Annotated in this window: 26 protein-coding genes; 7 read left to right on the top strand and 19 right to left on the bottom strand. The window is 70.2% G+C overall.

Going from position 1 to position 26,278, the window contains the following annotated elements; all coding sequences use genetic code 11:
• Positions 1 to 81 precede the first annotated feature (81 nt).
• The 4 genes from IRZ18_01635 to IRZ18_01620 all read right to left on the bottom strand — a co-directional run bounded on the left by IRZ18_01635 (position 82) and on the right by IRZ18_01620 (position 4,186).
• Positions 82 to 1,368, bottom strand: coding sequence for an ABC transporter substrate-binding protein (locus IRZ18_01635; protein MBX5475810.1), 1,287 nt, complete (start codon positions 1,366 to 1,368; stop codon positions 82 to 84).
• A 107-nt stretch (positions 1,369 to 1,475) separates the two neighbouring features.
• On the bottom strand, positions 1,476 to 2,312 hold the full coding sequence (locus tag IRZ18_01630; protein MBX5475809.1) for an ABC-2 family transporter protein: 837 nt from the start codon (positions 2,310 to 2,312) through the stop codon (positions 1,476 to 1,478).
• A complete protein-coding gene (locus IRZ18_01625; protein ID MBX5475808.1) occupies positions 2,296 to 3,141 on the bottom strand; it encodes an ABC-2 family transporter protein in 846 nt (281 codons plus the stop codon). The genes IRZ18_01630 and IRZ18_01625 overlap by 17 nt, the downstream gene beginning before the upstream one ends.
• Positions 3,122 to 4,186, bottom strand: coding sequence for an ATP-binding cassette domain-containing protein (locus IRZ18_01620; protein MBX5475807.1), 1,065 nt, complete (start codon positions 4,184 to 4,186; stop codon positions 3,122 to 3,124). The genes IRZ18_01625 and IRZ18_01620 overlap by 20 nt, the downstream gene beginning before the upstream one ends.
• Before the next feature lie 141 nt (positions 4,187 to 4,327).
• Here IRZ18_01620 and IRZ18_01615 point away from each other — a divergent pair, with 141 nt between their 5' ends.
• The 3 genes from IRZ18_01615 to IRZ18_01605 are packed head-to-tail and all read left to right on the top strand — an operon-like array spanning position 4,328 to position 7,741.
• The gene (locus tag IRZ18_01615; protein MBX5475806.1) at positions 4,328 to 6,604 is read left to right on the top strand and encodes a S9 family peptidase; all 2,277 of its coding nucleotides are present in this window, start codon (positions 4,328 to 4,330) and stop codon (positions 6,602 to 6,604) included.
• Entirely contained in the window at positions 6,601 to 7,119 is a 519-nt protein-coding gene (locus tag IRZ18_01610; protein MBX5475805.1) for a SprT-like domain-containing protein, read from the top strand. The genes IRZ18_01615 and IRZ18_01610 overlap by 4 nt, the downstream gene beginning before the upstream one ends.
• A gap of 40 nt (positions 7,120 to 7,159) precedes the next feature.
• A complete protein-coding gene (locus tag IRZ18_01605) occupies positions 7,160 to 7,741 on the top strand; it encodes a hypothetical protein (protein MBX5475804.1) in 582 nt (193 codons plus the stop codon).
• Positions 7,742 to 7,757: 16 nt separating this feature from the next.
• Here IRZ18_01605 and IRZ18_01600 read toward each other — a convergent pair whose 3' ends face one another.
• The 7 genes from IRZ18_01600 to IRZ18_01570 all read right to left on the bottom strand — a co-directional run bounded on the left by IRZ18_01600 (position 7,758) and on the right by IRZ18_01570 (position 16,320).
• Positions 7,758 to 8,438, bottom strand: a complete 681-nt coding sequence (locus tag IRZ18_01600; protein ID MBX5475803.1) for an O-methyltransferase — start codon at positions 8,436 to 8,438, stop codon at positions 7,758 to 7,760.
• Positions 8,425 to 9,789 carry an APC family permease gene (locus tag IRZ18_01595; protein MBX5475802.1) on the bottom strand — a complete coding sequence of 455 codons (1,365 nt, stop codon included), beginning with the start codon at positions 9,787 to 9,789 and terminating at the stop codon, positions 8,425 to 8,427. The genes IRZ18_01600 and IRZ18_01595 overlap by 14 nt, the downstream gene beginning before the upstream one ends.
• Positions 9,790 to 10,146, bottom strand: coding sequence for an SCP2 sterol-binding domain-containing protein (locus tag IRZ18_01590; GenBank protein MBX5475801.1), 357 nt, complete (start codon positions 10,144 to 10,146; stop codon positions 9,790 to 9,792). It abuts the gene before it with no gap.
• Between the two features lie 12 nt (positions 10,147 to 10,158).
• Entirely contained in the window at positions 10,159 to 11,067 is a 909-nt protein-coding gene (locus tag IRZ18_01585) for a quinate 5-dehydrogenase (GenBank protein ID MBX5475800.1), read from the bottom strand.
• A 125-nt stretch (positions 11,068 to 11,192) separates the two neighbouring features.
• Entirely contained in the window at positions 11,193 to 11,711 is a 519-nt protein-coding gene (locus IRZ18_01580; protein ID MBX5475799.1) for a phosphatidylglycerophosphatase A, read from the bottom strand.
• A 1-nt stretch (position 11,712) separates the two neighbouring features.
• Positions 11,713 to 15,255 carry a DNA polymerase III subunit alpha gene (locus IRZ18_01575; protein ID MBX5475798.1) on the bottom strand — a complete coding sequence of 1,181 codons (3,543 nt, stop codon included), beginning with the start codon at positions 15,253 to 15,255 and terminating at the stop codon, positions 11,713 to 11,715.
• A 54-nt stretch (positions 15,256 to 15,309) separates the two neighbouring features.
• On the bottom strand, positions 15,310 to 16,320 hold the full coding sequence (locus IRZ18_01570) for a hypothetical protein (protein MBX5475797.1): 1,011 nt from the start codon (positions 16,318 to 16,320) through the stop codon (positions 15,310 to 15,312).
• 42 nt (positions 16,321 to 16,362) lie between these two features.
• Here IRZ18_01570 and IRZ18_01565 point away from each other — a divergent pair, with 42 nt between their 5' ends.
• The gene (locus tag IRZ18_01565; GenBank protein MBX5475796.1) at positions 16,363 to 16,689 is read left to right on the top strand and encodes a YtrH family sporulation protein; all 327 of its coding nucleotides are present in this window, start codon (positions 16,363 to 16,365) and stop codon (positions 16,687 to 16,689) included.
• A 7-nt stretch (positions 16,690 to 16,696) separates the two neighbouring features.
• A complete protein-coding gene (locus IRZ18_01560) occupies positions 16,697 to 17,158 on the top strand; it encodes a hypothetical protein (GenBank protein MBX5475795.1) in 462 nt (153 codons plus the stop codon).
• On the opposite strand, the gene rpmF is transcribed toward IRZ18_01560, so the two are convergent.
• The 7 genes from rpmF to moaA all read right to left on the bottom strand — a co-directional run bounded on the left by rpmF (position 17,155) and on the right by moaA (position 23,844).
• Positions 17,155 to 17,340, bottom strand: a complete 186-nt coding sequence (gene rpmF / locus IRZ18_01555) for a 50S ribosomal protein L32 (protein ID MBX5475794.1) — start codon at positions 17,338 to 17,340, stop codon at positions 17,155 to 17,157. The two genes, IRZ18_01560 and rpmF, sit on opposite strands and share 4 nt — an antisense overlap.
• A gap of 158 nt (positions 17,341 to 17,498) precedes the next feature.
• A complete protein-coding gene (locus tag IRZ18_01550) occupies positions 17,499 to 18,371 on the bottom strand; it encodes a ZIP family metal transporter (protein ID MBX5475793.1) in 873 nt (290 codons plus the stop codon).
• A 628-nt stretch (positions 18,372 to 18,999) separates the two neighbouring features.
• Positions 19,000 to 19,419 carry a DUF420 domain-containing protein gene (locus tag IRZ18_01545; GenBank protein ID MBX5475792.1) on the bottom strand — a complete coding sequence of 140 codons (420 nt, stop codon included), beginning with the start codon at positions 19,417 to 19,419 and terminating at the stop codon, positions 19,000 to 19,002.
• 5 nt (positions 19,420 to 19,424) lie between these two features.
• Positions 19,425 to 20,087 (bottom strand): phosphatase PAP2 family protein, encoded by a 663-nt coding sequence (locus IRZ18_01540; protein MBX5475791.1) that lies wholly within the window; start codon positions 20,085 to 20,087, stop codon positions 19,425 to 19,427.
• A gap of 125 nt (positions 20,088 to 20,212) precedes the next feature.
• Positions 20,213 to 21,685 carry a fused MFS/spermidine synthase gene (locus IRZ18_01535; protein MBX5475790.1) on the bottom strand — a complete coding sequence of 491 codons (1,473 nt, stop codon included), beginning with the start codon at positions 21,683 to 21,685 and terminating at the stop codon, positions 20,213 to 20,215.
• A gap of 14 nt (positions 21,686 to 21,699) precedes the next feature.
• Positions 21,700 to 22,824, bottom strand: coding sequence for an XdhC family protein (locus tag IRZ18_01530; protein MBX5475789.1), 1,125 nt, complete (start codon positions 22,822 to 22,824; stop codon positions 21,700 to 21,702).
• A gap of 3 nt (positions 22,825 to 22,827) precedes the next feature.
• Positions 22,828 to 23,844 carry a GTP 3',8-cyclase MoaA gene (gene moaA, locus IRZ18_01525; GenBank protein MBX5475788.1) on the bottom strand — a complete coding sequence of 339 codons (1,017 nt, stop codon included), beginning with the start codon at positions 23,842 to 23,844 and terminating at the stop codon, positions 22,828 to 22,830.
• Positions 23,845 to 23,964: 120 nt separating this feature from the next.
• Here moaA and IRZ18_01520 point away from each other — a divergent pair, with 120 nt between their 5' ends.
• Both IRZ18_01520 and IRZ18_01515 read left to right on the top strand, forming a co-directional pair.
• Positions 23,965 to 24,975 (top strand): hypothetical protein, encoded by a 1,011-nt coding sequence (locus tag IRZ18_01520; GenBank protein MBX5475787.1) that lies wholly within the window; start codon positions 23,965 to 23,967, stop codon positions 24,973 to 24,975.
• Entirely contained in the window at positions 24,963 to 25,670 is a 708-nt protein-coding gene (locus tag IRZ18_01515; protein MBX5475786.1) for a hypothetical protein, read from the top strand. Before IRZ18_01520 ends, IRZ18_01515 begins: the two co-directional genes overlap by 13 nt.
• On the opposite strand, the gene IRZ18_01510 is transcribed toward IRZ18_01515, so the two are convergent.
• On the bottom strand, positions 25,667 to 26,278 hold a 612-nt coding region (locus IRZ18_01510; protein ID MBX5475785.1), incomplete at its 5' end, for a fumarylacetoacetate hydrolase family protein. The two genes, IRZ18_01515 and IRZ18_01510, sit on opposite strands and share 4 nt — an antisense overlap.

Raw genomic sequence — 26,278 nt, 5'->3', positions numbered from 1 at the left:
CCCCGGGGGGGGGGCGCCGCGCGGGGCCGGGGGGCGCGGCGCGGGGCGGCCCCCCCCCCCCCCCCGCCTGCGACCGGATCGTTACTGGCCTTCCTTGACGTCGACGACCGAGACCTGGGAGACCTTGCCGTCGTCGCCGACGGTCCAGACCTCATACTGCGCCGCGGCGATGTCGCCGTTCTGGTCCATGTCCAGCGTGCCGGACGCGCCCTGGAAGTCGATGTCCTTGCCCTGCTTCAGCAGGTCAAGCGCCTGCTTGATGTCCGTGACCTGATCGCCGGGCGGCGAGGCCACGTCGATGATCGCCTGGGCGATGGCCTTGCCGTCATGAGCCTTGTCCGGGCCCACCTTCTGCAGGGCCAGCGCGATGAGCACCGCGCAGTCGTAGGTGTTCGCCGTGTACGGCGTGCCGCTCTCGTCCTGGCCGTACTCCTTCTCATAGGCGGCCTTGAACGCGTCGAACGAGGGGCCGGTGGCCAGCGGCGACGTGCCGATCACGCCGGCGATGATGAACTTGCCGTTCGCGTCCGGCCCGACCTTGCTCGCCAAGTCGTTGTCGCGCATGCCCTCGCTCAGGATCCAGTGCGTGTTCGTGAAGAGTCCGGCTTCGTACGCTTCCTTGAGGATGATTGCGCCCGTGTCCGGATACCCGGCGAGAACGACGACGTCCGGCTTGGCGTTCGCGATGGTCTGGACCTCGCTGGTGAACGTCGAGCCCTTCGGGTCATAGAGCACCGGGTCCAGGGCCATGGAGCCGCCGAGCTTGGTGAACGCCTCCTTGAACACGTTCGCGATGCCGGCGCCGTAGGCGTTGTTCAAGCCAATGACGGCCGCCTTGCGGTAGCCCTTGTCATACGCGACCTGGGCCATGACCTGCCCTTGCAGCGCGTCCGACGGGGCGCTGCGCGTGAAGAGCCCGCCGTCATCCATCGAGCTGAACTCCGGCGACGTCGAGGACGGCGAGCACATGGCCACGTTCGCCGGCTTCGCGACCGAGTTGAGCACCGCCTTCGACACGCCGGAGCCGGTGGCGCCCACGAAGGCGGAGGCCTTCTCCACGTTGACCAGCTTGTCGGCCTCCGCGCGGCCCTGCTCTTCGGTGGTGCCGTCGTCATGCACCTTGACCGTGAGCTTCTGCCCGTCCCAGATGCCGCCGGCGTCGTTGATGAGCTTGAAGCCGAGCTCGCCGCCCTTGACCATGGGCTTGCCGAGGTCGGCCAGGTCGCCCGACTGCGAGAGCAGGATGCCGACGACCGGCGCCGCCTGGCCTCCGCCCCCGCCGGAGGTGCCCGAGCCGGAGCCGCATGCCGACAAGATGAGCGACGCCGCGACGATTCCGGATAGGATCACGACATGACGCTTGCTCAAAACGACACTCCCTCCCCCGCCCGCGGATTTGTCCGCGTGAGTTGACCCCAAGATTCGTTGCCCGGCGTGAAACTCCTCTTTAAAACTTGAAAATGCGCGCCTCGAGCCTAACCTCGCATGCTCAAGAGATTGCCGGATTCATACCGTCTCAGCCCCTGGCGGAAAACCCACACGCCCAGGACGTTGAAGAACGCCGCCGCGCCAAGGAGCCCCGCAAGGTAGGGCCACTCGAACGACCGCACCACGTGGACCGGCACGGCGCTGACAAAGCCCGCCGGCACGGCCGTGTAGAGCAGCCACTTCAACCAGCCCCCGAAGATCGGCGAGGGGTAGGTCGAGAAGAGGATCATCGCCTGGTGCGCCTGCATCCCGATCTCCCGCGCGTTCCCCAGGTAGAAGGCGAGGCTCTGCACGGCGATCGTGAAGCCGATGAAGAGCAGGGCCACGCCGACTGAACTGGCGGCGAAGAGCGCGAGGCGCTCCCATGTGAGGTGGCCGAAGAGCAGGAAGACGGCGGGGCCGAACAGCAGGTCCCCGACGTTCGCCGGGTGGATGCGGCTGACCAGCGTGTGCAGGAGCACGTTCCGCGGCATGGTCATGTAGTAGTCGAGCTCGCCCTGGGCGATCATCTCCGCAAGTCTCAACGTGTTCGCGAAGAGACCGTGGGCGAGCCCGAACCCGGTCGTCACGACCGCCCAGAGCATGAGGACGTCGATCTGCTGCCAGCCCCGCACGACCGGGAAGCGGTGGAAATACAGGACCCAGAAGACGAGCCAGATGGCGTCGTTCACGACCATGGCCAGCACCGTCGTGACGAAGCTGGCCCGGTACTCCATGGCCGACTGCAGGTTCGCGCTCATGTAGGCGCCCACGAACCGCAGCGTCGACGCGAACCTGCGGCTTTCCGCCCTCGCCGGGCCCTCGCGCTCAACCTCCCTGGACATGCAGCCGGCGCGCCCCCTTTCCGAACACCCACGACACCACGCCCAAGAGCACCACGATCCAGATCAGCTGATGCCACACAAGAGTGCCGAACTCGCTCCAGTCGAAGCGCATCCCCAAACGGGCCGGGCCGTAGACGACGAGGTTCATCGGCAGCGCCTTCGCCACGCGCGCCAGCCAGTCCGGGAAGGCGTCGAGCGGCAGCATCATCCCGCCGAGGATCATCACGAGGCGCGTCCACACGAAGGCGAACGGCCACGTGTCCTCCGTCCAGAACGCGAGGAGACCGATGGTGATGGAGACGAGCAGGTGGATCGCCATCCCCAGGGTCATCGCGACGAGGAACGCCGGCGCGGTGGCGAGGGGGAACACCCAGTCGCCAAGGGCGAGCCAGGCCGCGAGCGACGCAACGGCGAAGTTGACCGGCAGGCTGGCGAGCGCCTGGCCCATGGCCGACCAGAAGTGAAACGCCACGTAATGAACCGGGCGCACGAGGCGGTAGGCGATTTCGCCGCCCCGCACCTCCTGGTCGATCACCTGCTCGATGCGCGGGTTCGACATGACGATCGTCTCCGTCAGGACGAGGTATCCGATCATCTGCGGCAGGGTGAACCCGGCGATGCGCTGGGCGCCCGTCACGGCGTAGGTGACCCTCCACAGCTGCACGAACACGACGATGATCAGGAACAGGTGGATGCCGCGCACCGCCTGCTCCGCCCAGTAGGCGAGGCCGGTGGCGGCCTGCGCCTGGGCGATGGCGGCGTACTTGGCCCAGCGCCGCAACCCGCGCCGCGCGCGCAGCGGGGGCGTGTCAAGCGCCCGCGCGGACATCGGACGCCACCTCGACTTCCCCGGCGGCGCCGGCTTCGGCCGCGCCCGAAGGCGCCTCGCCGTCGCGCCGCGTCCCGCGGTAGACGTCGGCGATGATCGCTTCCATGGTCGGGTCGTTGATCGTGATGTCGACCACCCGGTAGCGGGCGAGGATCTCCCCCACCACGCGGTCGATCGGCGTGCTGCGCGTGTCGACCTCCAGCTTGACGCCGTAGCGCGTGAGCTTGAGCACCGTGGCTCCGGCGACCTCGAACGTGTCGATCGCCTCCGCCACGCGCAGCTCGACGACCTTGGTGCCGAGGAAGCGGCGCCGCAGCGTGGAGACCTTGTCGTCGAAGATGACCTGGCCGCGGTCGATGATCATCACCCGCCGGCAGATCTGCTCGATGTCCCCGGCATCGTGGGACGTGAGGAAGACGGTCACGCCCTCCTCCCGGTTGATCTCCCGGACGAGGTCGCGGATGGTCTGCTTGGCCACGACGTCGAGCCCCACCGTGGGCTCGTCCAGGAACAGCACCTGCGGGCGGTGCAGGAGCGCCGCCGCGATCTCCGCCCGCATGCGCTGGCCCAGGGACAGCTTGCGGACGGGCGTGGCGATGAACTCGTCGATCCCGAAGCGGCGCACCAGCTCGTCGCGCCGCGCGCGGAACTCGTGCTCGTCGAGCTCGTACACGCGGGCGAGGAGGGCGAAGGTGTCGCCGGCCGGCAGGTGGTACCACAGCTGCGACTTCTGCCCGAACACCGCCCCGATTCGGAAGGCCAGGCGCTCCCGGTCCTTCCAGGGTACCAGGCCCAGCACGCGCGCCTCCCCGCTCGTGGGGTGAAGGATGCCGGTCAGGATCTTGATCGTCGTCGATTTGCCGGCCCCGTTGGGCCCGATGAAGGCGACGGTCTCCCCGGCGTCCACTTCGAAGGACACGTCGCGCACGGCGACGATGTCCTGGAACCGCGGCCGGACGAGCGCGCGAACGCTGCCGAGGAGGCCGGGATCCTTCTGCTTCGCGCGGAACGTCTTACGAAGGCCCCGAACCTCGATGGCGGCCATGAAACTCCCCCTTGCGGGCCTTGGTCGACAGAATATTGGCCACTATGGTACTTGGGCGGCCGATCCATGACAAGGTGATCCAAGGCGTACGCCGAATATGGAGTGAAATACGCTTGCCAGTTGCCAAAAGGAGGAAGCGCATTGCCGGGCGTTGCGACCCAACGGCCTTTCCGCGACACGGACCTCATGGACTTCGTCTTCGTCGGGGACCCGCAGCTCTGCCCGGACGGCGGGCGCGTGGCCTTCACGCGGACCTGGATCGAGAAGAAGGAGAACAAGTACCGCTCCCAGATCTGCCTCGTCCCGTTCGAGGGAGGGCCGGCCGTGCCGTTCACCGGAGGTCCGGGACGGGACGGGTCGCCGCGGTGGTCGCCGGACGGGAACTGGCTGGCCTTCGTCTCGGACCGCGAAGCACAGAAGGGCAAGGACGACGACGACCGGGACCCGCTCGGCCCGCAGATCTACGTCATGTCGACGCGCGGCGGCGAGGCGCGCCGCATCACGAACGTCCGCGGGGGCGTCGAGTCGTTCGTCTGGTCGCCGGACAGCACGCGGATCGCGTTCGTGAGCCGCGTGTCCTCGAAGGGCCCCGACTTCTACGACGAGCACGAGGACTCCGGCCGCGGCGCCAACGGCGCCCCGGGCGGCGGAGCATCGGGTGCGTCCGCGGCCGACGAACCGGCAGAGGATGAGGACGAGAAGCTCTTCCGCAAGTTCAACCGCGACGTGCGCGTCATCGATCGCATCCTGTACCGCGTCAACGGCCTCGGCTACCTCGAGGACAAGCGCGCGCACGTGTTCGTCGTGGACGTGCGCGAGGCGCTCGCCGCGGTGCGCCGCGATCCGCCTCGTCCCATCCAGGTGACGCGCGGCGAGTACGACCACGCCAGCCCGGCGTGGTCGCCGGACGGGCGCTGGATCGCCGTCACGGCGTGCCGGGCGGAGGATGCGGATCACCAGGACTACGAGGACGTGTGGGTCTTCCCGGCTGACGGGAAGGGCGAGCCCCGCAAGCTCACGCGCAGCACGGGGCCGGTGCAGGCGCCGTCGTGGTCGCCCGACGGGCGCACCGTCGCATACCTGGGCCACAACCGGGAACTGGAGTGGTACTCCGACACCCGCTTGTGGCTCGTCCCGGCCGACGGCTCCGCGGCGCCGCGCTGCCTCACGGAATCGTTCGAGCGCTCGTTCGGCGACGAGTCCATCACCGACATGCGCATGAGCGGCGGCGACCCGCGACCGGTGTGGGCGCCGGACGGGCGGACGATCTACCTCCCGGCCAGCGACCGCGGCACGACGCACCTCTACGCCGTCGACGTGCAGTCGGGGGCGGTCACGCGCCTCACTTCAGGCGACGTCGTCCTCTACGGCATCAGCGTGAACCCCGCGGACCGCCGCTTCGCGTGCGCGGTGGCGGCGCCGCAGTTCCCGGGCGACATCTTCGCCGGCGAGATCCCGCAGGAGGGGCTGCCGGCGCTGTCGGACCCGACCCGGCCGGGCGGGGCGGAGCTGCGTCGCCTCACGGAGGTGAACGGGGAGCTTCTCGCCACGCGCGAGGTCGCCGTCCCCGAGCGCTTCCGCTTCCGAGCCGAGGGGGGCCCGGAGGTCGACGGCTGGGCGATCCGCCCGCTTCGCGCCAAGGGGCCGAAGTCGCCCGCGGTGTTGGAGATTCACGGCGGGCCGATGGCGATGTACACGTCGACCTTCTTCTTCGAGTTCCAGCTGCTGGCCGCCGCCGGCATCGGCGTGATCTACACGAACCCGCGGGGCAGCCAGGGCTACGGCCAGGAGTTCTGCGCCGGCATCCGCCTCGATTGGGGAAAGAACGACTACGCGGACGTGATGGCCGGCGTGGACGCCGCCGTCCGGACGTTCGACTGGATCGACCCAGACCGTCTCGGGGTGCTTGGCGGGTCCTACGGCGGCTACCTCACGGCGTGGATCATCGGCCACACCAACCGGTTCAAGGCGGCGTGCGTCATGCGCTCCGTCACGAACACGGCGAGCTTCTTCGGCACCAGCGACTTCGGCTACCAGTGGGACGTCATCTGGGGCGGCACGCCGTGGGAGCATCCCGAAAACCACCGGCGGCAGTCGCCGATCAGCTACGCCGGAAACATGCGCACGCCCACGCTGATCCTGCACGCGGAGCAGGACTACCGCTGCCTCATCGAGCAGGGCGAGCAGCTCTACGCGGCCCTGAAGAAGCAGCGCGTGGAGTCGGTCTTCGTGCGCTACCCGGACGAGAACCACGAGATGTCGCGTAGCGGCAAGCCGTGGCACCGGGTGCACCGCCTGCGCCAGATCGTCGCCTGGTTCAGGGAGCGCTTGAAGCCGGAACTCGCGGGGGATCCGCACGGCGCCGCCGGCGCCGCCTCGGGCCGCGGGAACGCGGGCGGCGGGCACGGGCAGGCGTGACCGCCGGGGAACTCCGGCGGCTGGCCGGCGCCCTGTATGAGGCGCTGGCCGGCTGCCCGCTGCGCGGCATCGACGTCGTCTGGAATCCGCGGCTGCGGACCACGGCGGGCCGCTTCGTCTACCCCCGTGGGACAAGCGGAGCGCCCCGCATCGAGATCAATCCCCGCTACGCGGCGGCCGGCGGCCGCGCCGCGCTCCTGGACGTGCTCAAGCACGAGCTGGCACACTATCATCTCTGGTCGCTCGGCCGGCCTTCCGGGCACACCCCCGAGTTTTACGCCCTCGCGCGCGCCTGGGGCTTCGCCCGCCACGCGCGACGCGACCTGCTCCCGCCTTCCCCGCCGCGCTGGCAATACGTGTGCCCGGCCTGCGGCCGCGCGTTCCGGCGCGCGCGGCGCATTCCCGGGCCGGCCTCCTGCGGCGCCTGCTCGCCCTCCTACGACCCGCGCTTCCGGCTGGTCGAGCAGCGTCTGCACGGCCGTCCCGACGCTTCACCTGCTCATCTGAAACGATAGGATGGGTGTGATCGCTCGGATGCGAGGATTGGAGCACCACATGGCAACTTCACGCGACAAACTGAACGCCATCCTTCAACTGGCGATGCGGCTCCCCGGCGAGCCGTCGCTTCAGCTGCTGCTGGGCTTCTTCGCCGGTAACCTCGACCGCGTCCATTTCGTGCGCAGCCTGGAAGGCGCGGACGTGGCCGTCCGACTCGTCTTCGGGCGGCGACAGGTGTGGCCGTCCGTACCGTTTCAGGCCGTCGTGCGCAACGTGCCGGTCCCGCTGCCGGCCGCGTTCATTTCCGCGCTCGCCGAGACGGACGACGACATCGCCGTGCAGGTGGAATTCGACGGCATCGAGAGCGCCATATGGTACCAGAAGGTCGTCCACGACGACCTGGCGAGCGCCACGCTCTCGCCGCGCGAGCGGGCGCAGGAGGCCATGGAGGAACTGCGCGCGCGGATCGACCGCGCGCTGGACGTGTACCGGGAATGCCGCGACCTGATGGAACGCGCCGACCCGAGCCGGCAGAAGGAACTCGAATTCTTCATGAAGCTGGCACGAGAGGAGATCGGGTCGCTTTCGGCGGAACTGGAGCGTTTGAAGGTTTCTCTCGAGCGTCCGGACGAGGCCTAGAAGCGTTCCGACAGGTCTACGCCTCGCCGGTCACGATCGCGATCGCAAAGCCGTCGTGCCCCTTGGCGCCCACCGTCTGGATCGCCGTGGCGCTCACGCGGGGTTCCGCGGCCAGCATGTCGTGGAAGCGGCGCGCGCCCTGGACGTTGGGATCCGCCGCAGCGTCGTCGAGCACGGCTCCTCCACGGACGACGTTGTCGGCGACGATCAGGCTGCCGGGACGCGAGAGCTTGAGCGACCAGGCGAGGTATTCCGGGTAGTTCGGCTTGTCGGCGTCGATGAAGATCATGTCGAACGGGCCGGCCTTCTCGGCCGCGAGCTGGGGCAACGTCGTGAGTGCCGGTCCAAGGCGCACCTCGACGACGTCCGCCAGACCCGCGCGCTCGATGTTGGCGCGCGCAACTTCCGCGTGCTTGGGGTTGGACTCCAGCGTGACGAGGCGCCCGCCGGCGGGAAGGGCCCGGGCGAGCCAGATGGTGCTGTACCCGCCCAACGTGCCGATCTCAAGGATGCGGCGCGCTCCCTGAATCCGCGCCAACAGGTGCAAGAGCTTGCCCAGATTCGGGGTGACGTCGATCCGCGGCAGCCCTGCCGCCGCGTTGGCCTGCAGGACCGCATCGAGCACCGGGTCAGGCGGAATCAGGCGATCGGCGATGTACCGGTCGACCGCATCCCATGCGGGTTCAAGATTCCTCACTTGCACCCTCCCCCGCTCGCGGGCGCCGCCGGCGTCCCGCGCGGGCCGCGCGCTCCGCCTGCGCCTGCGCCCGTAGCTTGGGCACCACGCGCGTCACGTACCCGGCGAGGGCGGCCGCGCCCACGGCCAGCACCACGGGGGCCCACGGATCGTCCGCCAGCGCGCCGGCCGCCAGCACGGCGAACGCCACGGCGGTGAAGCCGGGCAGCCACGGCACCCACGGCGCCCTCACGGGACGCGGCGTGTCCGGCTCAAGCTTGCGCAGCCGGATCACGGCGATGGCCACGAGCACGTACACGATGCTCTCCATCGCCGCGCCGAGGTCGACGAGCAGCACGTACTGCCGCGTCCAATACACGGCGACCGTCGAGGCGAGCGTGAAGAGAAACAGCGCGATGATCGCGTTCTGCGGCGTGACGAAGCGGGTGTTCAGACGGCCGAACCACTTGGGCAGGACGGCCTCCCGGGCAGCCGCGTAAAGGAACCGCGACCCCGCCGTGAAGCCCGCGTTGAACGTCGTCGCCGAGGCGCCGAGCGACACGGCGAGCATCCAGACGGCTCCCCCCAGCCCCAAAAGCTTGCGGCCGAACAGCATCTGAGGAACCGGAGATCCGGCCAGCGCCGCCTTGCCGACGGTGCTCGTCATCGCCACCGTGACGAGTGCGTAGACGAGGCACAGCATCCCGATGGCGATCGCCATCCCGATCGGGACGAGCCGCGTCTTCGTCACTTCCTCGGACAGCGGCGTCACCCACTCGAAACCGATGAAAAGGAACACGCCGAGCGCCGCGGCGTTCAGAAGCCCGGTGAAGCTGCCGGGGTTGAAGGGCGTCGCGAGCTCCACGCCCGGCCGCGCCAGCGCGAGGACCGACAGCACGATCAGGGAGCCGGTGACGCCGTACGTGACGATGTCCTGGAACAGGCCCGCCGTCTCCACGCCCCGCAGGTTCACGGCGGTCACGAGCACGAGCAGCAGGACGTTCCACACGATGGCCGGCACGCCCGGCACGACGAACTCGATGGCCTTCGAAAGGACGAACGCTTCCGCGCCCAGCACCGCCACGACGACAGCGATGTAGAGAAAGCTGACGACGAGCGACAGCCGCTCGCCGAAACCCCGGTGCAGGTACACGCGGATCGCCGCGGCGGACGGGTACATGCCGTTCATCTCCGCGAACGACGCGGCCGCCGTCAGCGCAAGGATCCCCGCCACCAGAACGGCGATCCAAGCCGAGTCCCCGGCGACGAACTGCGCCATTTGCACCGCCGCGATGAACGTGGAGGTCGCCAGGGTCAGCCCGGCGCTGGTGGAGACGACGGTGCGAAGGCTGAGGGCGCGCTTGAGGTCCATCTATTCCCCCCAGATCATCAGGGTGATGACGTCGAGGCGCATGGTGTCCTCTTCGCTCGCCTCGATGCGCAACCGGCCGTCCATGTAGGGCTCCGTCGGGGAGATGTCGCCGTAGAAGAGGTCGGTCAACGTCTCGCTGTCCGCGCGCACGACCATGTGCGCATGTTCCGGCGCGCCTTTCTGCAGCGACAGGTCGCCGTCCTTCAGGGTCAGGGTGAAGTCGCCGCCGGCAAGATCCGTCGGAGCGACGTGGATGACGCGGTCCCAGTCGCGGTTCATGACCTTGAGGCGGGGCTCGGCCGCGTAGCGTTCGGCAAAGTCCCGCAGGGCGTCGTGAAGTTCTTGTACGGTGGCCACGTCGTTGCCTCCTTACGCTTGCAGGTCGACCACGGTCGGGCGGTAGTCGATACGGTCCAGCACCTGGTTGAAGTCGTCGGCCGTGAGCTCCTCGGGGCGCCTCCCCAAGAGGGCAACGAGCGCCGCCTCGATGAGGTTCGTGCCGAAGGAACGGCCGTCGAGGATGGGGGTCGTGGTGACGACCCACCGCACGCCGCGCGCCCGCAGGAACTCGCGGTCCTCCGCGGTCGTCGTCTGGGTGAGCACGAGCTTGCCGGTCATGTCCTTCGGCATGTACCGCCGCATCAGGTGGAAGTCCCCGGCCACCACCTGCGCCTCCCGGAAGAATTCCGGGAATCGCTCTTCGGGTTCGCGCTCTTGCTTCTCCCCGACCGGGTAGATCATGTGGATGGGCAGCTTGCAGATCTCGCGGGCCATCTTGCGGGCGAGTTCCTTGAGCTCGTCCAGCGTCCGGATGGGATACGGCACGCCCGTGCCGAACATGAGGTCCCCGTAGACGACGTCCGCGCCCACCTCCGCCAGCGTCTCCGCCATGCCGAAGCGGTCCAGGGACGAGACCATGAGCACGCTCGTCCCCCGCAGCGGCACGGGCCCGTGTTCGGCCAGCCAGCGCACCGCCCGCCGCTCCATGGTGTCCTTCACGCGGCTGCCGTCGACGACGGGCGTCTTCTGCACGGCCTGCATCAGCCGGAGGCCGTCCTGGATGATGAACTGCTCGCCGGCGATGTACAGGTACACGTCGAGCCCGCCGAGCCCGATGGCGTCGACATGCCCGTCCAGTTCGCGGAGAAGCTCGACCGCCCGCTCCATGCTGCCGTCAGTGCCCACGCGGCGGAGCTCGAACGGCTCGTCCAACAGCGTCACACGCGCCGTGTGGTCGCGCTTCGACGACCCCAAGCTGACGCTGACGACGCGTTTCAACCGGTCATCCTCCTTCTCCCCTTAGCGGGTCGCGGCCGGTGCGGACGGCGGTCCGGCGCGGGCGGCGGTCCGGCGCGGGGCCCGTCCGCTGAACACGCGAGCTCCGCCATGCAGGTCCGCGGGCTTCAGCCGTCCGCGTGGTGCAGGTGGTGCGCGAGGCGCGACGCGGCGGCCGCGGCCACGCCTGCAACCAGGTCGTCGAGGAAGGTGTTCACGCGGCCGCCGTCCTTGCCCGCGTTGTGCAGCTCGGACAAGATGCCGATCTTGCGCTTGTCGAGATAGCCGAAGTTGGTGAAGCCGATGGAACCGTACACGTTCGTGATCGCCAGCGCAAGCACTTCGTCGATGCCGTACAGGGGGCTGTCGGCGACGAGGATGCTGGCGAGCGGCTCCGGCACCTGGCCGCGCTCGGTCAGCTGGTCGAGCGCGATGCCCGTCAAAAGGGCGTATTGGACCTCGCGCTTGCGCAGGACCTCGTACACGCTCTCAAGGCACCCGTCCACCGTGAGCCCCGGGTGGTAGTCCTTTTGTATGGCGTACACGATCTCCGCGATGTCCCGCAGGCGGACCCCGCGCTCCCCAAGTAGGGCGATGACGTGTTCGCGCAAGTCCCGTCCCTCCACGTCGCGAGCCTCGACTGCCATGCTATTGCCCCCTTTCGGAAACGGAGCCTGGACCGAAGACGGCGATCGCCTCCCGGCGGAAGTCCTCCCCGGGGGTGATCCACAGCCCGCGATCGACGGCGATGAGCCGGCGCTCTCCCGCCGCGTACACGTACACGGGCACCGGCCCCGGGTGACGGCGCAGCAAGTCCTGGAGGCGCCGCAGCGTCCCGCCGTCGAGGCGCTGCACCTTCAGGTACACGGAGGCGGCGGTGCCGGAAGCGGCGGTGCCGTCGCCCGGCGCCTCCTCTCCCGCCGTTCCGGACGGCTCGGGTTCGGTGGCGGCAGCGGTGTCCATCGCGGCCTCCGTGACGGCCTCGCCGTCCTCGCCCTCCGGGACCAGCGGCTCGACCGCCTCGGCGACGACGCTGACGGCGTCGTCCCGCCACGAGACGCGGCCGCGCACGAGCACCATCTGCTCCGGGGCGAGGACGCGCGCCGCCCCGGCGAACACGCGCGGGAAGGCGACGCACTCGACGGATCCCGCCAGGTCCTCGACGACGAAGAACGCCATCCACTCGCCCTGGCGCGTGCGCGTGCGGCGCGTCGACACGATCGCGCCGCCGATGGTGACCGGCGACCCGTCCGCGAGTTCCCTGAGGTCCGGGATCGGCGTGGCCACCCGCCTCAAGTGCCCGGCGAGCGACGCCAGCGGATGGCCGGAGACGTAGAAGCCCAGCGCCTCCTTCTCCCACAGGAGCCGCTGGCGCAGGCCGGGATCCGGCTCCTCCGGCAGGGGGGGCTCGCCGGCGGGCACGGCCCCGCCGCCCGCCGGGCCGGCCTCGGCCAGGCCGGCGAACAGCGACAGCTGGCCCTCAGCCGCCCAGCGCTGCTGCTCCTGCGCGACGGCCAGCGCGGCGTCCAACCCCTTGAGGAGGCGCGCCCGGTTCTCCTCGATGGAGTCGAACGCGCCCGCCTTGATGAGGCTCTCGAGGACGCGCCGGTTGCAGTGGCGCGCGTCCACGCGCCGGGCGAAGTCGAACAGCGAGCGGAACGGGCCGTCCCCCCGCGCCGCGACGATGGCGTCGACGGCGCCGCGGCCGACGTTCTTCACCGCCGCGAGCCCGAAGCGGATGCCGCGAGACGTGACGGTGAAGTCCGCCTCGCTTTCGTTGACGTCCGGCGGGAGCACCTCCAGCCCGAGGCGCCGGCACTCGGCGATGTATTGCGCGACCTTGTCGCTGTTGCCCGCCACGCTGCTGAGCATGGCCGCCATGAACGGCGCCGGGTGGTGCGCCTTGAGGTAGGCCGTCCGGTACGCCAGGAGGGCGTACGGCGCCGCGTGCGCGCGGTTGAAGCCGTAGTTCGCGAACCGCTCGATGAGGTCGTACAGCTGCTCGCCCAGCTCTCGGCTGTGGCCCTGGCGCACGCAGCCCTCGACGAACTCGGCGCGGAGCTCGTCGATGATCTCCTTCTTCTTCTTGGACACGCCGCGGCGGAGCACGTCGGCGCGCGCCAGGGAGAAGCCCGCCATCGTGGCCGCGATCTGGATGATCTGCTCTTGGTAGACGAGGATGCCGTACGTGCTGCGGAGGATCGGCTCCAACTTGGGGTGGAGCACGTCGATGCGGCCCGCCCTCTTGTTCCGGATGAAGGCCGGGATGTTCTCCATCGGCCCGGGGCGGAAGAGCGCCACGGCCGCGATGAGATCCTCAAGGCTCGACGGCTGCATCTCCCGGAGCATGTCCCGCATGCCGGGCGACTCCATCTGGAAGACGCCCTCCGTCTCGCCGCGGCCGAGGAGTGCGAACGTGGCCTCGTCGTCCAGCGGGATGCGGTCGATGTCGAGATCGTGCCCCTGACGCCGGACGAGCTCCACCGTCCGCTCGATCACGGTGAGCGTCCGCAGGCCGAGGAAGTCCATCTTCAAGAGGCCCAGGTCTTCGAGCGGGCCCATCGTGAACTGCGTGACGATGGTGCCGTCGGAGACGCGCGCCAGCGGCACCAGCTCCGACAGCGGCTGCGAGCCGATCACCACGCCCGCCGCGTGCACGGAAGCGTGGCGCGGCATGCCCTCGATGCGCGCGGCCAGTTCGAGAAGCTGGCGCACCTCCGGGTCCTCGCGGTACAGGCGGGCCAGTTCCGGGCTCTCCTCCAGCGCGCGCTCGAGCGTCATGTCGATCGCCTGCGGCACGAGCTTCGCGATCTGGTCGACGCGCGCGTACGGCCAGCCGAGGACGCGGCCGACATCGCGGATCGCGGCCCGCGCCGCCATGGTGCCGAACGTGATGATCTGCGCCACCCGGTCCTCGCCGTACTTCTCCTGCACGTAACGAATGACCTCGTCGCGCCGCTCGTAGTCGAAGTCGATGTCGATGTCCGGCATCGTGACGCGGTCGGGATTGAGGAACCGCTCGAAGAGCAGCGAGTACTTGAGCGGGTCGATGTCCGTGATGCCGAGCACGTACGCGACGATGCTGCCCGCCGCCGAGCCGCGCCCTGGCCCCACGGCGATGCCGCGCGACCGTGCGTAGTCGACGAAGTCCGCGACGATGAGAAAGTAGCTGGGGTAGCCCATGCGCTCGATCACGTCGAGCTCGTAGTCAAGCCGTTGCCGCACGGCGGCGCGCCGTTCCGGATCGGCGTCCAGATCCGGGTAGCGCCGCGGCAACCGATCCTCGCAGAGCGCGCGAAGGTAGGCGGCGTCGCTCTCGAAGCCCTGCGGCAGGTCGAACGCCGGCAGGTGCAGCCGGCCAAAACGCAGCTCCACGTTGCAGCGCTCCGCGATCTCCAGCGTGGCGTCCAGCGCCTCGGGGCAGTCCGCAAACATCTCCGCCATCTCGTCGCCCGACTTGACGTAGAACTCCTGGTTCGGGAAGCGCAGGCGGTCGGGGTCGTCGAGGTTCTTGCCCGTTTGGATGCAGAGGAGCACGTCGTGCGCGAGCGCGTCTTCCCTGCGCAGGTAGTGCGCGTCGTTGCAGGCGACGACCTTCAGGCCGTAGTCCCGCGCGAGTTGCCGCAAGAGGGGGTTGACGCGGCGCTGCTCTGGCAGGCCCTGGTTCTGCAGCTCCACGTAGAGGCGGTCGCGGCCGAAGATCTCGAGATACTCCTCCAGGGCCCGGCGCGCGTCGTCGACGCGGTTCGCCAGGAGGAGCGAGGGCACCTCGCCGCCGAGGCACGCCGTGGTGGCGATGAGGCCCTCGCGGTGCTTCGCGAGGAGCGCCTTGTCAATGCGCGGCTTGTAGTAGAAGCCGTCCACGAACGACGCGGACGAGAGCCGCATGAGGTTGCGGTAGCCTTCCTCGTTTTCCGCGAGAAGCAGCAGGTGATACAGCTCGCCCGGGCGGCGGTCGCGGTCGCGGTGGTCCCCGGGCGTCAGGTAGGCCTCGAGGCCGATGATCGGCTTCACGCCGGCTTCCTTGCAGGCCTTGTAGAACTCGACGACGCCGTAGAGGACGCCGTGGTCCGAGAGGGCGACGGCCGGCTGGCCGAGCTCCCGCACGCGCGCGGCCAGTTCCCGCGGGCGGATGGCGCCGTCGAGCAGGCTGTATTCCGAGTGAAGGTGCAGGTGGACAAACGGCCGCATGCTTTCAGGATACGGGACGGGCCCGGAAAAGTCCTGGGTTGACCGCCATGGGCCTCATCCGCGCCGGAGCACCGAACGCACCCCGCGCAGAAAGGCCGTCCGCGGCAGGGTGATCCCGGCGCGCGCGCGGAGCTCGAACACGTACTCCTCGTCCTGCCACGTCGCGCGACGCCCGCCGTATTCGGGCGACTCCTCCGCCAGCCGGACGCGGCGACCCTCCAGCTCAAGCCACTCCTCCGCAGCCCCGGCAGGGCGAGAGCCCTCCGGCCTGTCCGCCGGCGGGGCCGTGGACGCTCCGTCCCGGCGTGGCCAGGCCCGGCACCACAGCACATCCGTGCCGTTTCCCACGTGCCGCAGCAGAACCTCCACACCGGGCCGTTCCGGGGAGCCTGCCGGCTCTCCCGCGACCACCCCCACCGAGTCCACCCGGTAGCCGGCGGGCAACGGCTCCGGCAACGGCAACGGCCGACCGAACGCCGCTCTGGCTTCGTCCAGGGCCATCCAGCGGCACGGGCGCGCGCGGCGCGGATCCGCGCACGGCGCGAGTCCGCGGCTCAGGAACCAGCCGAGTTCCGAGTATGGAACGGTATGGAACACGGCCGGGGCCTCGGGGCGGGCCGGCTTCAGGCCGTGGAAGAACTCGACGACCTCCTCGTCGCCAATTTCTCCCTGCAGGACGGCCACGTCGACGACGGTGCGCCACCGCGCGTGCACGGCCGCGCGCCGGCCCTGCATGTCCCGCCCGATCCAACCGACCGTTCCATGGGAGACGAAGGCCCGCTCCTTGACGGCCAGATTGGGCGCCGATTCCGTCGGGTTCCAGTCCATCAGGAATTCCTTGACGCGCACGCGGAGTCCGGGACCGCCCAACACGAAGCGCAGCGTGGGGAAACGGTCCCCCGCGGGGCGGACGCTCGGCCCGATCAGCCGCGTGGCCCCGGGGAACCGGTCGGGCTGAAGGACCACGAAGTTGCAGTACGCCTGCGCCTGCTCGAACGTCGCGCCGAACGGCTGCGGCAGCGCCGCCTTGCGTGGGTCCTGCTCGCGCTGGAACGGATGCGCCATGACGCGCCTCGCTTCCGCATATGGATCTTCCGGTGAGCGCCGGTGAGCGACTACATCCGCGAGCTGGTCCTGTCCTTCTTCGTCAGCGGCGGCATCGTGCTCGGCGGGTCGCTCGTCGGCTCGCTGTCCACGATCGTCACCGGCACCCTGCCGCTCGACACCATGGCGGACCTCGCCGGCCGCCTCAAGATCTGGGGCGCCGTCGCCGCCCTGGGGGGCACGTTCGTCACGTTCGAAACCCTGGACATCGGCCTTTTCCAAGGGCAGCTGGGGCCGCTGGTCCGGCAGGGATTGTACGTCCTGTGCGCGTTCCTGGGCGCGGACCTCGCCTACCTGCTGGTGATGGCCATGGTGGGGCCGCGGAATTGAGGGTGCGGTGAACGCGTTGTGGCGGCGGGTGGCGGGCGCTTTCCTGTGCGGCGCGATCCTTGGGGCCGCGCTGTCCTGGCCTGCGGCGGCCTGGCGCGTGGAAGCGCTCCTTCTGCAAAACGACGCGCTCACGTTGCAGCTGGAAGACGCCCGTCACCAGCTCTCCCGCTTGCAGGAGAGCGTCAACGAGTTCCGGGCGCCCGTGATCCACCAGGTCGACATCGTGACCGACGTGAAACAGCCCGACCAACGCGTGGCCCTGGAGCGGGCGATCCGCGCCATCGCCAACGAGTTCGTCGGGCGGCCCGTCGAGTCGCTCGACCGCGCCCTTTTGCAGACCACGTTCGACGGCCGGCTGGTGAGCGTGGACGACCAGGTGTACCGTCTGACGCTGACCTTCGCGCTCATCGCGCCGAACAGCCAGCTGGTGTTCCGGGTGCGCCGCGTCACGCCGGGCCTGCCGAACTAGTCCTCCTCCCCGACGGCGATGACCTCGCGGTCCTTGTAGTACCCGCAGTTCGGGCACGCCCGGTGCGTCAGCTTCGGCTGGTGGCAGCGCGGGCAGGGCGCGATCCCGGGCCGGGAGAGTTTCCAATTGGCGTGGCGCTTGCGCGAGCGCGCCTTGGAGTGCTTGTGCTTGGGATTACCCACGTTGGGGCCTCCTTTTCAGCCGGGTCCGAATCGGTACTCTACCACACGGCACGTCATGCCATCAACGCCACGCGACGCGGCACCCTGTCAGGACCGCCGGACGCGGCACGCCGTGAAGACCCCACGGATCGGCGCCCCGCCAGCCGCAGGCGCGGCATTCACGGTTCCAGACCCGCCATGCGGACGAGCGATGTCGTGAGGAGGTACAGCGCCGTGCCGAGCGGCACGAGGAAGAGCAGCCGACGGTCTCCGTCTTCCCGCAGGTGCGGGATCAGCTCGCCGGCGGCGAGGTTGAGCATGATGCCCGCGGAGAAGGCCAGGGCGTTTCCCAGCCGGATCCAGTTCGACAACGCCAGCAGCGTGAGCGTGGCGCCCGCGACGGTCGAGAGGCCCAGCAACGCCGCTCCCGCCGCCGCGCGCTGCCTCCGCACCCCGGACACCGACAGGACCGACGCCATGGAAAATCCTTCGATGAACTTGTGCGGCATGTAGCCGAGGAAGACGAAAAGTCCCAGCGCCGCGCCGGCCGCGCCCGCGCTCGCCAGGGAAATGCCGTCGGAAAAGGCGCAGACGCACACACCGGCCAAGGATGCGACCGCCGCGCTCTTCAGGCTCGCGGTGGCGGCTGCCGCCAGGCCCGGGCCCGCGCCGGCGACGGCGACCGACGGATCCCGCGCCTCCGCGGGCGCGTGGGCGTGCGCTCGAACGTCCTCGTTCGCATGCTCATGTCCCTGCGCGTGCGCATGCTCGTGTCCGTGGGCGTGCACGTGCCCGTGCGACTCGCCGTGGTGGCCGAGGGCGACATCGACCAACAGAATCACGAGAAACCCGAGCACGGTGAACCAGGTCATCCCGCCGTGCTCCTGTGCTTCCGGAACGAGGCCCACCAGGCTCAACGCCAGGATGAACCCGGCGCCGATGGCCTGTCCGATGCGCAGGCTCTTTCCGACGTTGAAGCGTCGCGCCAGCACGAGCGAGCCGCCGGCCGTCTCCGCGACCGCCGCCGCCATGGCAAGTAGCAGTCCTAGCATGATGTCCCCTCACTTCTGCGGCTCCCCCGCGTCTGAGCGGGCCCGTGCCCGCGACCCTCGCGCGGGTTTCCGGCCCCTTGAGCGCCGCGGCGGTGGCAGGCCCGGCGGTCGAGCCGCTGGCAATCCCGGCAACAGTACTTCCGCCGCGCGACGTAGTACCGGTCGGCGAACGGCCGCCCGCAGAACGCGCAGCGCCATTGCGCGGGACCACGCCGGTAATTCGGGTTGCTCTGCCCCTTCCGCTCATCGGAAAGCAGCCGCGACTGGCAGGCGCGGGAGCACGTGCGACGGCGGCGCGCAAGGGACGGCGGCAGGCTCATGGGCGTTTCGCAGACCTCGCACGGCTTGACCACCTGCGGCACCGTCGCTCCCTCCAAACGCCGTCATCATACGCGCTGCGCGGACTCTTCGCAAGACCCATATTGGCTCACCGAGCAACTTGCAAAGCGTCGATTAAATTTAGGTCGTCTCCAACGCATCGACCACCCTGTATTGGGTCACCGAACAACGTGCGCCGGCCGTCCAGCCCGCGGGGACGCCGCGCAGCGGCCGAAGACGCGCCCGCACATGAGCGCTCAACGGCGATCGGGACAACGGTCATGCGCGCGGGAAAGCGGGGCGCGTGCCGTCAAAACACGTAGAGCATGAGGTAGATCAGCCAGCCGGTGATCGCCACGACGAGCCACACGGGAAACGTCCAGCGCGCGACCCGGCGGTGGTCCGCAAAGCGGCCGCGAAGGGCGCGGTAGAGCGTGACGACCGCCAGCGGCACGACGGCCGTGGCGAGGATCGTGTGCGAGATGAGGACGGAGAAGTAGACGACACGGATGGGGCCCGTGTGGGGGTACCGCGCGATGCCTTCCAGCTGGCCGCGCAGCACGTACAGGACGAGGAACAGCAGCGCGAACGCGCTGGCCGTGAGCATGAACGCCTTGTGCAGCCGCACGTTGCCGCGCGCGATGAACCACCGCCCCACCACCAGCGAGGCGCCGCTCAGCACGATGCACGCTGTGTCCAGCGCCGCCAGGGAGACGGATCCTCCGCCCACGGCCGTCACCGTTCCTGCGGCCGCCAGCGGCGCACGCCGGCGATCACGCCCGCCAGGAGGATCGCTCCCGCGAGGAAGCCGCCGACGACGTCCGTCGGCCAGTGCACGCCCAGCACGATGCGGCTGCCGCCGAGCAACAGCGCCAGCGCCGCCCACCCCACCCAGATGACGCGCCGAAGCGACGGCGACGCGTCCATGGCGACGAGGTAGGCGACGCAGCCGAAGAACGCGACGGCCGCAAACGCGTGCCCACTGGGAAAGGAAAACCCGGCGACCGCCTCGTGCGGGAAGAGGTTCGGGCGAAGGCGGTGAAACTCGTCCTTGGCGTACGTGTTGAGGGCCTCAAGGACGAGCATGTCGATCGCGAGCACGACCGACTTCCACCAGGCCCCCCGCACGATCCACCAAAGGATGAGGACGAGGCCGATGGCCGCGATCGGCTTGGCGTAGCCGAGTTCCGTGATCAGTTGCGCGGCTCTCGTCCCCGCGTCCCCGGAAACGGTGTGCGCGCGCAGCAGCCATGCGCGCTCCCACGGCGCCCCGGTCGGGGTCACGAACCCGTACATCACCGAAAGCATCAGCATCGCCACGAGCGCGCCCAGGGCCACCGGGAACAAGAACCGCCAGATGGTCGAGGCGGATGGGCGACGCCGGATTCCGTGCGGCACGCGCCGAGCTCCTTTCCGCAACCCGCTTGAGCCTGTCCGGTCCAGCCCATGATAGCAGACCGCGCGCCGCGGGCGTCAGCGGGGCGCGGCGACGCCGCCGCATCCGGACCGGGACGGCGGCGCCGTCAGCGCAGGTCCTCCCGCACCGCGCGCAGCACCATCGCGTTCGTGAGGTACTCGACGGGCGCGCGGTCGTCCGTGAGCAGAAGGCCCCCGGCGCCGCGCGCCGGCTTGAGCGTCGCCCGCAGTTCGCTCGCCAGCGGGGCGAGCGCCGCGTCGTCGCGGATCCCGTCCAGGGCCTCGAGGCGCAGCGGCCGCTGCGAACCGAGGATCAGATAGTTGAATGGACCGCGCACCTTCGCCACGTACGCGTACGGAAAGGCATCGGCGACCGTCCGCTCGAACGCCAGGAGCAGCGCGGCCCTGTCCCCGATGGCGTTCACGTTGAGCGCCATGAACCCGTTCGGCGCCAGCCGGCTCCGGACCTCGGCGAAGAACTCGCGCGTGGAGAGTTGGAAGGGAATGTAGAGCTGGTTGCTGTAGGCGTCGACGACGACGAGGTCGAGCGGTTCGCGGAAGCGCGCCAGCGCCACGCGGCCGTCGCCGATGACGACGTGCGCCTCGTCCCCGCGCAGCCCGAAGAACCGTGGCCCGAGGCGGGCGATCACCGGATCGATCTCGACGCCCCACATCTCCATCGGCACGCGGGGGCGCACGAGACGGTCCCAGATGCGGAAGATCGTGCCGCCCGCGGAGCCGATGACGAGGGCGCGCTCCGGCCGGGCCTCGGCCGGACGGGCCAGGAACGGCAGGACGGCGAAGTTGTCGGTGTACAGCCCCGTCAGCACGCTGTGCGGGTTGTAGATCGACTGGATCCCGCCGCCCTCGTTGATGACGAGAAGTCGCTCGTCCCCCTGCTGCACGACCTGCACGTACTGGTACAGGGTGTCGTCCTCGAAAAGCAGCCCCGCGACGGGCTTCACCACGCCCGGCGTCGCCGCCGCCACGGCCGCCGGCACGAGCAGCCAGAGCGCGTGCCGGGCGCGGCCCAGGCGCCAGGCCGCCACGGCGATCTGCAGCGCCGCGAAGAGCAGGATCGTCTCCTTCGTGCCGAGGAACGGGATCGTGACGAACGCCGGCACGAACGTGCCGACAATGCTGCCGAGGGTCGAGGCGGCGTAGAGCCCGCCGGCCACGCGGCCGCTCTCCGTCACGTCCCTCGTGGCCAGCCGAACGGCGAACGGGCTCACCGTGGCGAGGGCGAACACCGGCGGCAGAAAGACGAGCAGGATGGCGGCGAACGACGCGACGATGATCGTGGCCGGGGTGCCGAACCAGCCTCCGATCATCGCCGACAGGATCGGCCGCGCGAAGAGCGGGATCAGCGCCTGGTACACGCCCGCCGCGAGGACGAGGCCATACAGGAGGCGCGGCTCCGGGCGCCGGTCGGCCAGCCGGCCGCCGTACGCGTAGCCGAGGGAGAGTCCGATGAGGATGAGCCCGATCAGGTTCGCCCAGACGATCTGCGACGTGCCGAAGTAGGGCGCCAGGAGGCGCGAGGCCGCCATTTCCAGCGCCATCACGGAAGCGCCGGTCACGAAGACGAACGCCTTCAGGCGGGCTCACCCCCGGCATCCGCCGCGCCGAGGTGGATGGGACCCCGCCGTTCCCGCAGGAATCCGGCCGGATGACCGTTGGCCCAGGCGAGGAGCTCCCCCACGATGCTGACCGCCAGCTGCTCCGGCGACTCGGCGCCGAGATCCAGCCCCACGGGGGCGCGCAGCCTCGCGTCCTGATCGGGCAGGGGCGCTCCCACTTCCGCGAGCATCGCTTCGGTGCGGGACCGAGGCCCAAGCTGGCCGACGTATCCGGCCCGCGTGCGGAGCGCGGCGGCCAGCGCCGCCTGGTCGCGCCGCAGGTGGTGATGCTTCACCACGACCGCGTCGCGCGGGCCGAGCCCGAGCTGCGGCAGCACCTCGGGCGCCTCCGCGCGCTCGATCCGCGTCGCCCTCGGAAAGCGGTCCGCGTTCGCGTAGGCGGGGCGCGGGTCGACGACGATCACCGAGAAACCGGCTGCCGCGGCCAGGTCGACGAGCGGCGCGCTGTCGTGCCCGGCCCCGCAGACCACGAGCCGCCGGGGCGGCAGGATGACGTCGAAGAAGACGCGACGGCCGTCCGCGGTCGTCTCCGTGCCCGGCAGCCCGCGGCGGTAGCGTGCCGCGGCGACCCGCGCGAGATCGGGCGGCAGGTCGCCCGCCGCCGCCTCCGCCGCCACGTCCGCCGCAGGATCGGTCCCGTCGCCGTCCGCCGGCGGCGCCCACCAGAACTCTTCGGGGACGCCGTCGCCCTCCTCGGGCTCCGGGAGCGGCCGCACGCGGACACCGCCGGCCGGCGCGTCCAGCATGCGCCGGTAGACCTCCGGGCGGAACGGCTCCAGCAGCACTTCCACGTCGCCGCCGCAACCCAGCCCAAGGCCCCACATCTCGTCCTCGGCGAGGTCGTAGCGCCGCGTCCGCGCGCGGCCGCTCCGCCGCACCTCCTCCGCGATCATCGCCACGTCCGGCTCCAGGCAACCTCCCGAGATGTTGCCCGACCACGAACCGTCCGGCCACACGAACAGGCGGGCCCCCTCGCGGCGGAAGGCGGAACCGCGGACATCGACCACCACCGCCACGACCGTGCCCGGCCGCGCAAGCGCCTGTTCCGCGTCGGCCCGCCACAGTGACGAGTCGCGCACGTTTCAGCCTCCGATCTTGTACATCGCTCGCTTGGGCTTGACGAAGTCCGGGGAATCGATCCGGTGGCCGGCCCATTTGCTCCAGACGGCTTCGCGAATCCGGCGCTCCACCGCGTCGTCGTCCGCGCCGCCGCGCAGGAGCTCGCGCAGGTCCGTCTCCTCGACCGCGAAGAGGCAGTTGCGGATCTTCCCGTCCTGCGTCAGCCGGATGCGGTCGCAGTGCGCACAGAACGGCGCGGTGACCGAGGCGATGACGCCGAACTCGCCCTTTCCGTCGAGGAACCGGAACGTGCGCGCCGGGCTCGCCTTGTCGGCTGCGACCTCCTCGAACGGCGCCACTTCCCGAGCGCGCTCAAGGATCTCGGCCATCGGGAACACGAGCCGTTTCTGCCAGATGTTGTCCCCGTCCAGCGGCATGAACTCGATGAAGCGGACCACGTAGGGAAACTCGCGCGCCCAGCGAAGGAAGTCGGGAACCTCGTCGTCGTTGATGCCGCGCATGACGACGCAGTTGATCTTGATCGGCCGCAGCCCGGCCTCTTCCGCGGCGCGCAGCCCCGCGTGGACGTGGTCGATGTAGTCGCGCCGGGCGATGCGCTTGAACCGCTCGCGGTCCAGCGTGTCGAGGCTGATGTTGATGCCGTCCAGGCCGGCGCGTTTCAAGTCGTGCGCGAGGTGCGGCAGCATGTAGCCGTTCGTCGTCATCGAGACCTTGCGGATGCCCGGAACGCGCTTGAGGCGCGCGGTGATCTCTGCGACGCCGGGCCGCAGGAGCGGCTCGCCGCCCGTGAGGCGGATCGTGTCGACGCCCATGGACGCGCAAATGCGGACGACGCGCTCGATCTCGTCGAACGTCAGCAGCTCGTCCCGAGGCATGAACTCGGCGTCCTCGGGCATGCAGTAGACGCAGCGGAAATTGCAACGGTCCGTGAGCGAGACGCGCAACTTCCGCACCACGCGGCCGAACTGGTCGATCAGCGGGCCGCGCGTGGGCATCGCCTGGACATCGGGGCCGGCCATCGCCGCACCTCCCTGTCGTTAAGGATACTCCTCGCCGCACGAACGGCGCGACCCGGGAACCCGAGGCATCCGGCGGCGTCCATGCAAGGAGATCCGCAGGTTCGCAAAGGAGGCGTGCCCTTGCCCGCAACGCCGCTTCGACAGCCGAGGGTCGTGGTCGTCACGGCCGCCGGCCGTGACACCTTCTCGCAGCATCACGTGGAGCGTCTTCAAGCGGCGGCCGACGTGACCTTCTGCCGCCGCACGGAAAGGATGTCGCCGGCCGAACTGGCGGCCGTGCTCGCGGACGCGGACTACGCCGCGCTCACGCCGCGAACGCTGCCGCCGCTGGACGCCGCGACCGTCGCCCGGCTGCCGCGATCGCTCAAGGGCATCGCGGTCTTCGCCACGGGGGTCGACTTCGCGGACCTCGACGCGCTCGAACGGCGCGGCATCGTCCTCTGCAACCTGCCCGACTACTCCGCCATATCCGTCGCGGAACACACGCTGGGGCTCATGCTGGCGCTGTCGAGGCGGATCCACCTCAGCCGGGACCGCGTGATGGGCCGCGTGCCCCCCGGCACATCGGTGCGCGGCTGGGAGCTTCATGGAAAGACGGTCGGCGTCGTGGGCGTCGGCCGCATCGGGTCGCGGGTGGCGCGCCTCGCGGCGGCGTTCGGCATGCGCGTGATCGCCTGCGACCCGCGCCGGCCCGTGGCGGATCTCGAATACGTCGACCTGCCCACGCTGCTCTCCGAAAGCGACGTCGTCACGCTCCACCTGCCCACCCGCTGGAACGCGCCGCCGCTCATCGGCATGGCGGAACTGCGGCGGATGCGGCCGGGCGCCGTGCTCGTCAACGTCGCCCGCGCGGACCTTGTGGACGAGAGCGCCGTGGTGCGCGCCATCGCCGCCGGCCACCTCCGGGGTTATGCCGTCGACGACATCCTCCGCGACCGCGTGGCCGCCGCGCGGCTTGTGGAAGAGGGGCGCATCGTCGAAACGGGCCACACGGCCTGGTATTCGCAAGAGGCGTTGGATCGGGGGTACGAGGAATGGGTTCGGAACGTGATCGCGCTGGCGGAGGGCGCGCCGCGGAACGTGGTCCGGCGGGAGGCCGCGGAGCCGGCGAGGACGGCATGGCTGCGTTGACGCCTCTCCAGCGCACGGCGCGATGGGCGGCCGTCCTGCTGCCCCTCGGCATGGCTGCGGCCACGGCCTTTCTCGCGTGGGCCCGCTGGCCCCGGTACTGGCTGTGGATCGCGCTCGAGGAGACGCCGTTCACCTTCCTGAAGGCGCTGCTCCTCTACACCACGGCCGGCTGCGCCGCCGTGCTGGCCCTGACCTCGGACCTCGCGGGGCGGCCGCGCGCGGAGCGCAGAGGCTGGTGGCTCGTCGCCCTCGGCTTCCTCTACCTCATGGCGGACGACCGCTTCGCGTTCCACGAGCGCATTCGGGACCACGTGCTCGCACCGCTGGGTTGGCGCCTCCCGTGGGGCGCCCCCGGCGACTACGTCACCCTCGTCTACTTCCTGATCGCCCTTCTCATGCTGCCGACGGTGATGCGCCTCTACCGGCCGCATCCGCTGGCCGCGCGGTTGCTGGTGGCGGCCGTCGCGCTCGCCGGCGTCGCGTTCGCCGCCGACTCGGTCAACCCGTTCGACATGCCCGTCGCCGTCGAACGGCTGGAACAGACGCTGGAGGAAGCCGTCAAGGGCCTGGCCGACGCCTTCTTCGCCGCGAGCGCCTGGGCCGTCCTGGCGGAGCGGCTCGAACACCTCGCTCGCCGCGGTCGCGAGGGCGCGGCGGGCGAGACCGGGCATGCGCTGGCCTCCGGCGGCCTCTAGACCAGCGGCGCCTCCACGACGCGGTTGCGCAGCGTGCCGACGCCCTCGACTTCGACCTCGACCTCGTCGCCCGGCCGCAGGAACTCCGCCGGCGTGCGCGCGAACCCGACGCCCTCCGGGGTCCCCGTGAGGAGGATGTCGCCGGGAAGCAGCGTCATGCCGAGGGAAAGTTCCGCGATGAGCCGGTCCACCGTGAAGATCATGTGGCGCGTGTTGGAATCCTGCTTGACCACGCCGTTCACGCGGCAGCGGATGCCGAGGTTTTGCGGGTCGGGCACCTCGTCCGCGGTCACGATCCACGGGCCGAGCGGGCACGTGCCGTCGATGCCCTTGCCCTTCAGCCACTGCCCGCCGTGGCGCCGTTGGATGTCGCGCCAGGACACGTCGTTGCCGACCGTGTATCCGAACACGTGCGCGCGCGCCGCGTCTTCCGGGATGCTGCGCCCGCGCCGGCCGATGATCACGGCCAGCTCGGCCTCGTAATCGAGCTGCGTGGAGAGGCGCGCGTCGAAGGGGATCGCGTCGTCCGGGCCGATCACGGCCGTCGTGGCCTTGTCGAAGAAGGCCGGGAACTCGGGCAGTTCCTCCTTCGCCATCATCCGTTTCCC

It is taken from the genome of Clostridia bacterium (assembly GCA_019683875.1).
Lineage (GTDB): Bacteria > Bacillota > Sulfobacillia > RBS10-35 > Bu92 > Bu92.
The sequence above is the reverse complement of the archived record's forward strand: the minus strand, read 5'-3'. Positions and strand labels throughout refer to the sequence as shown.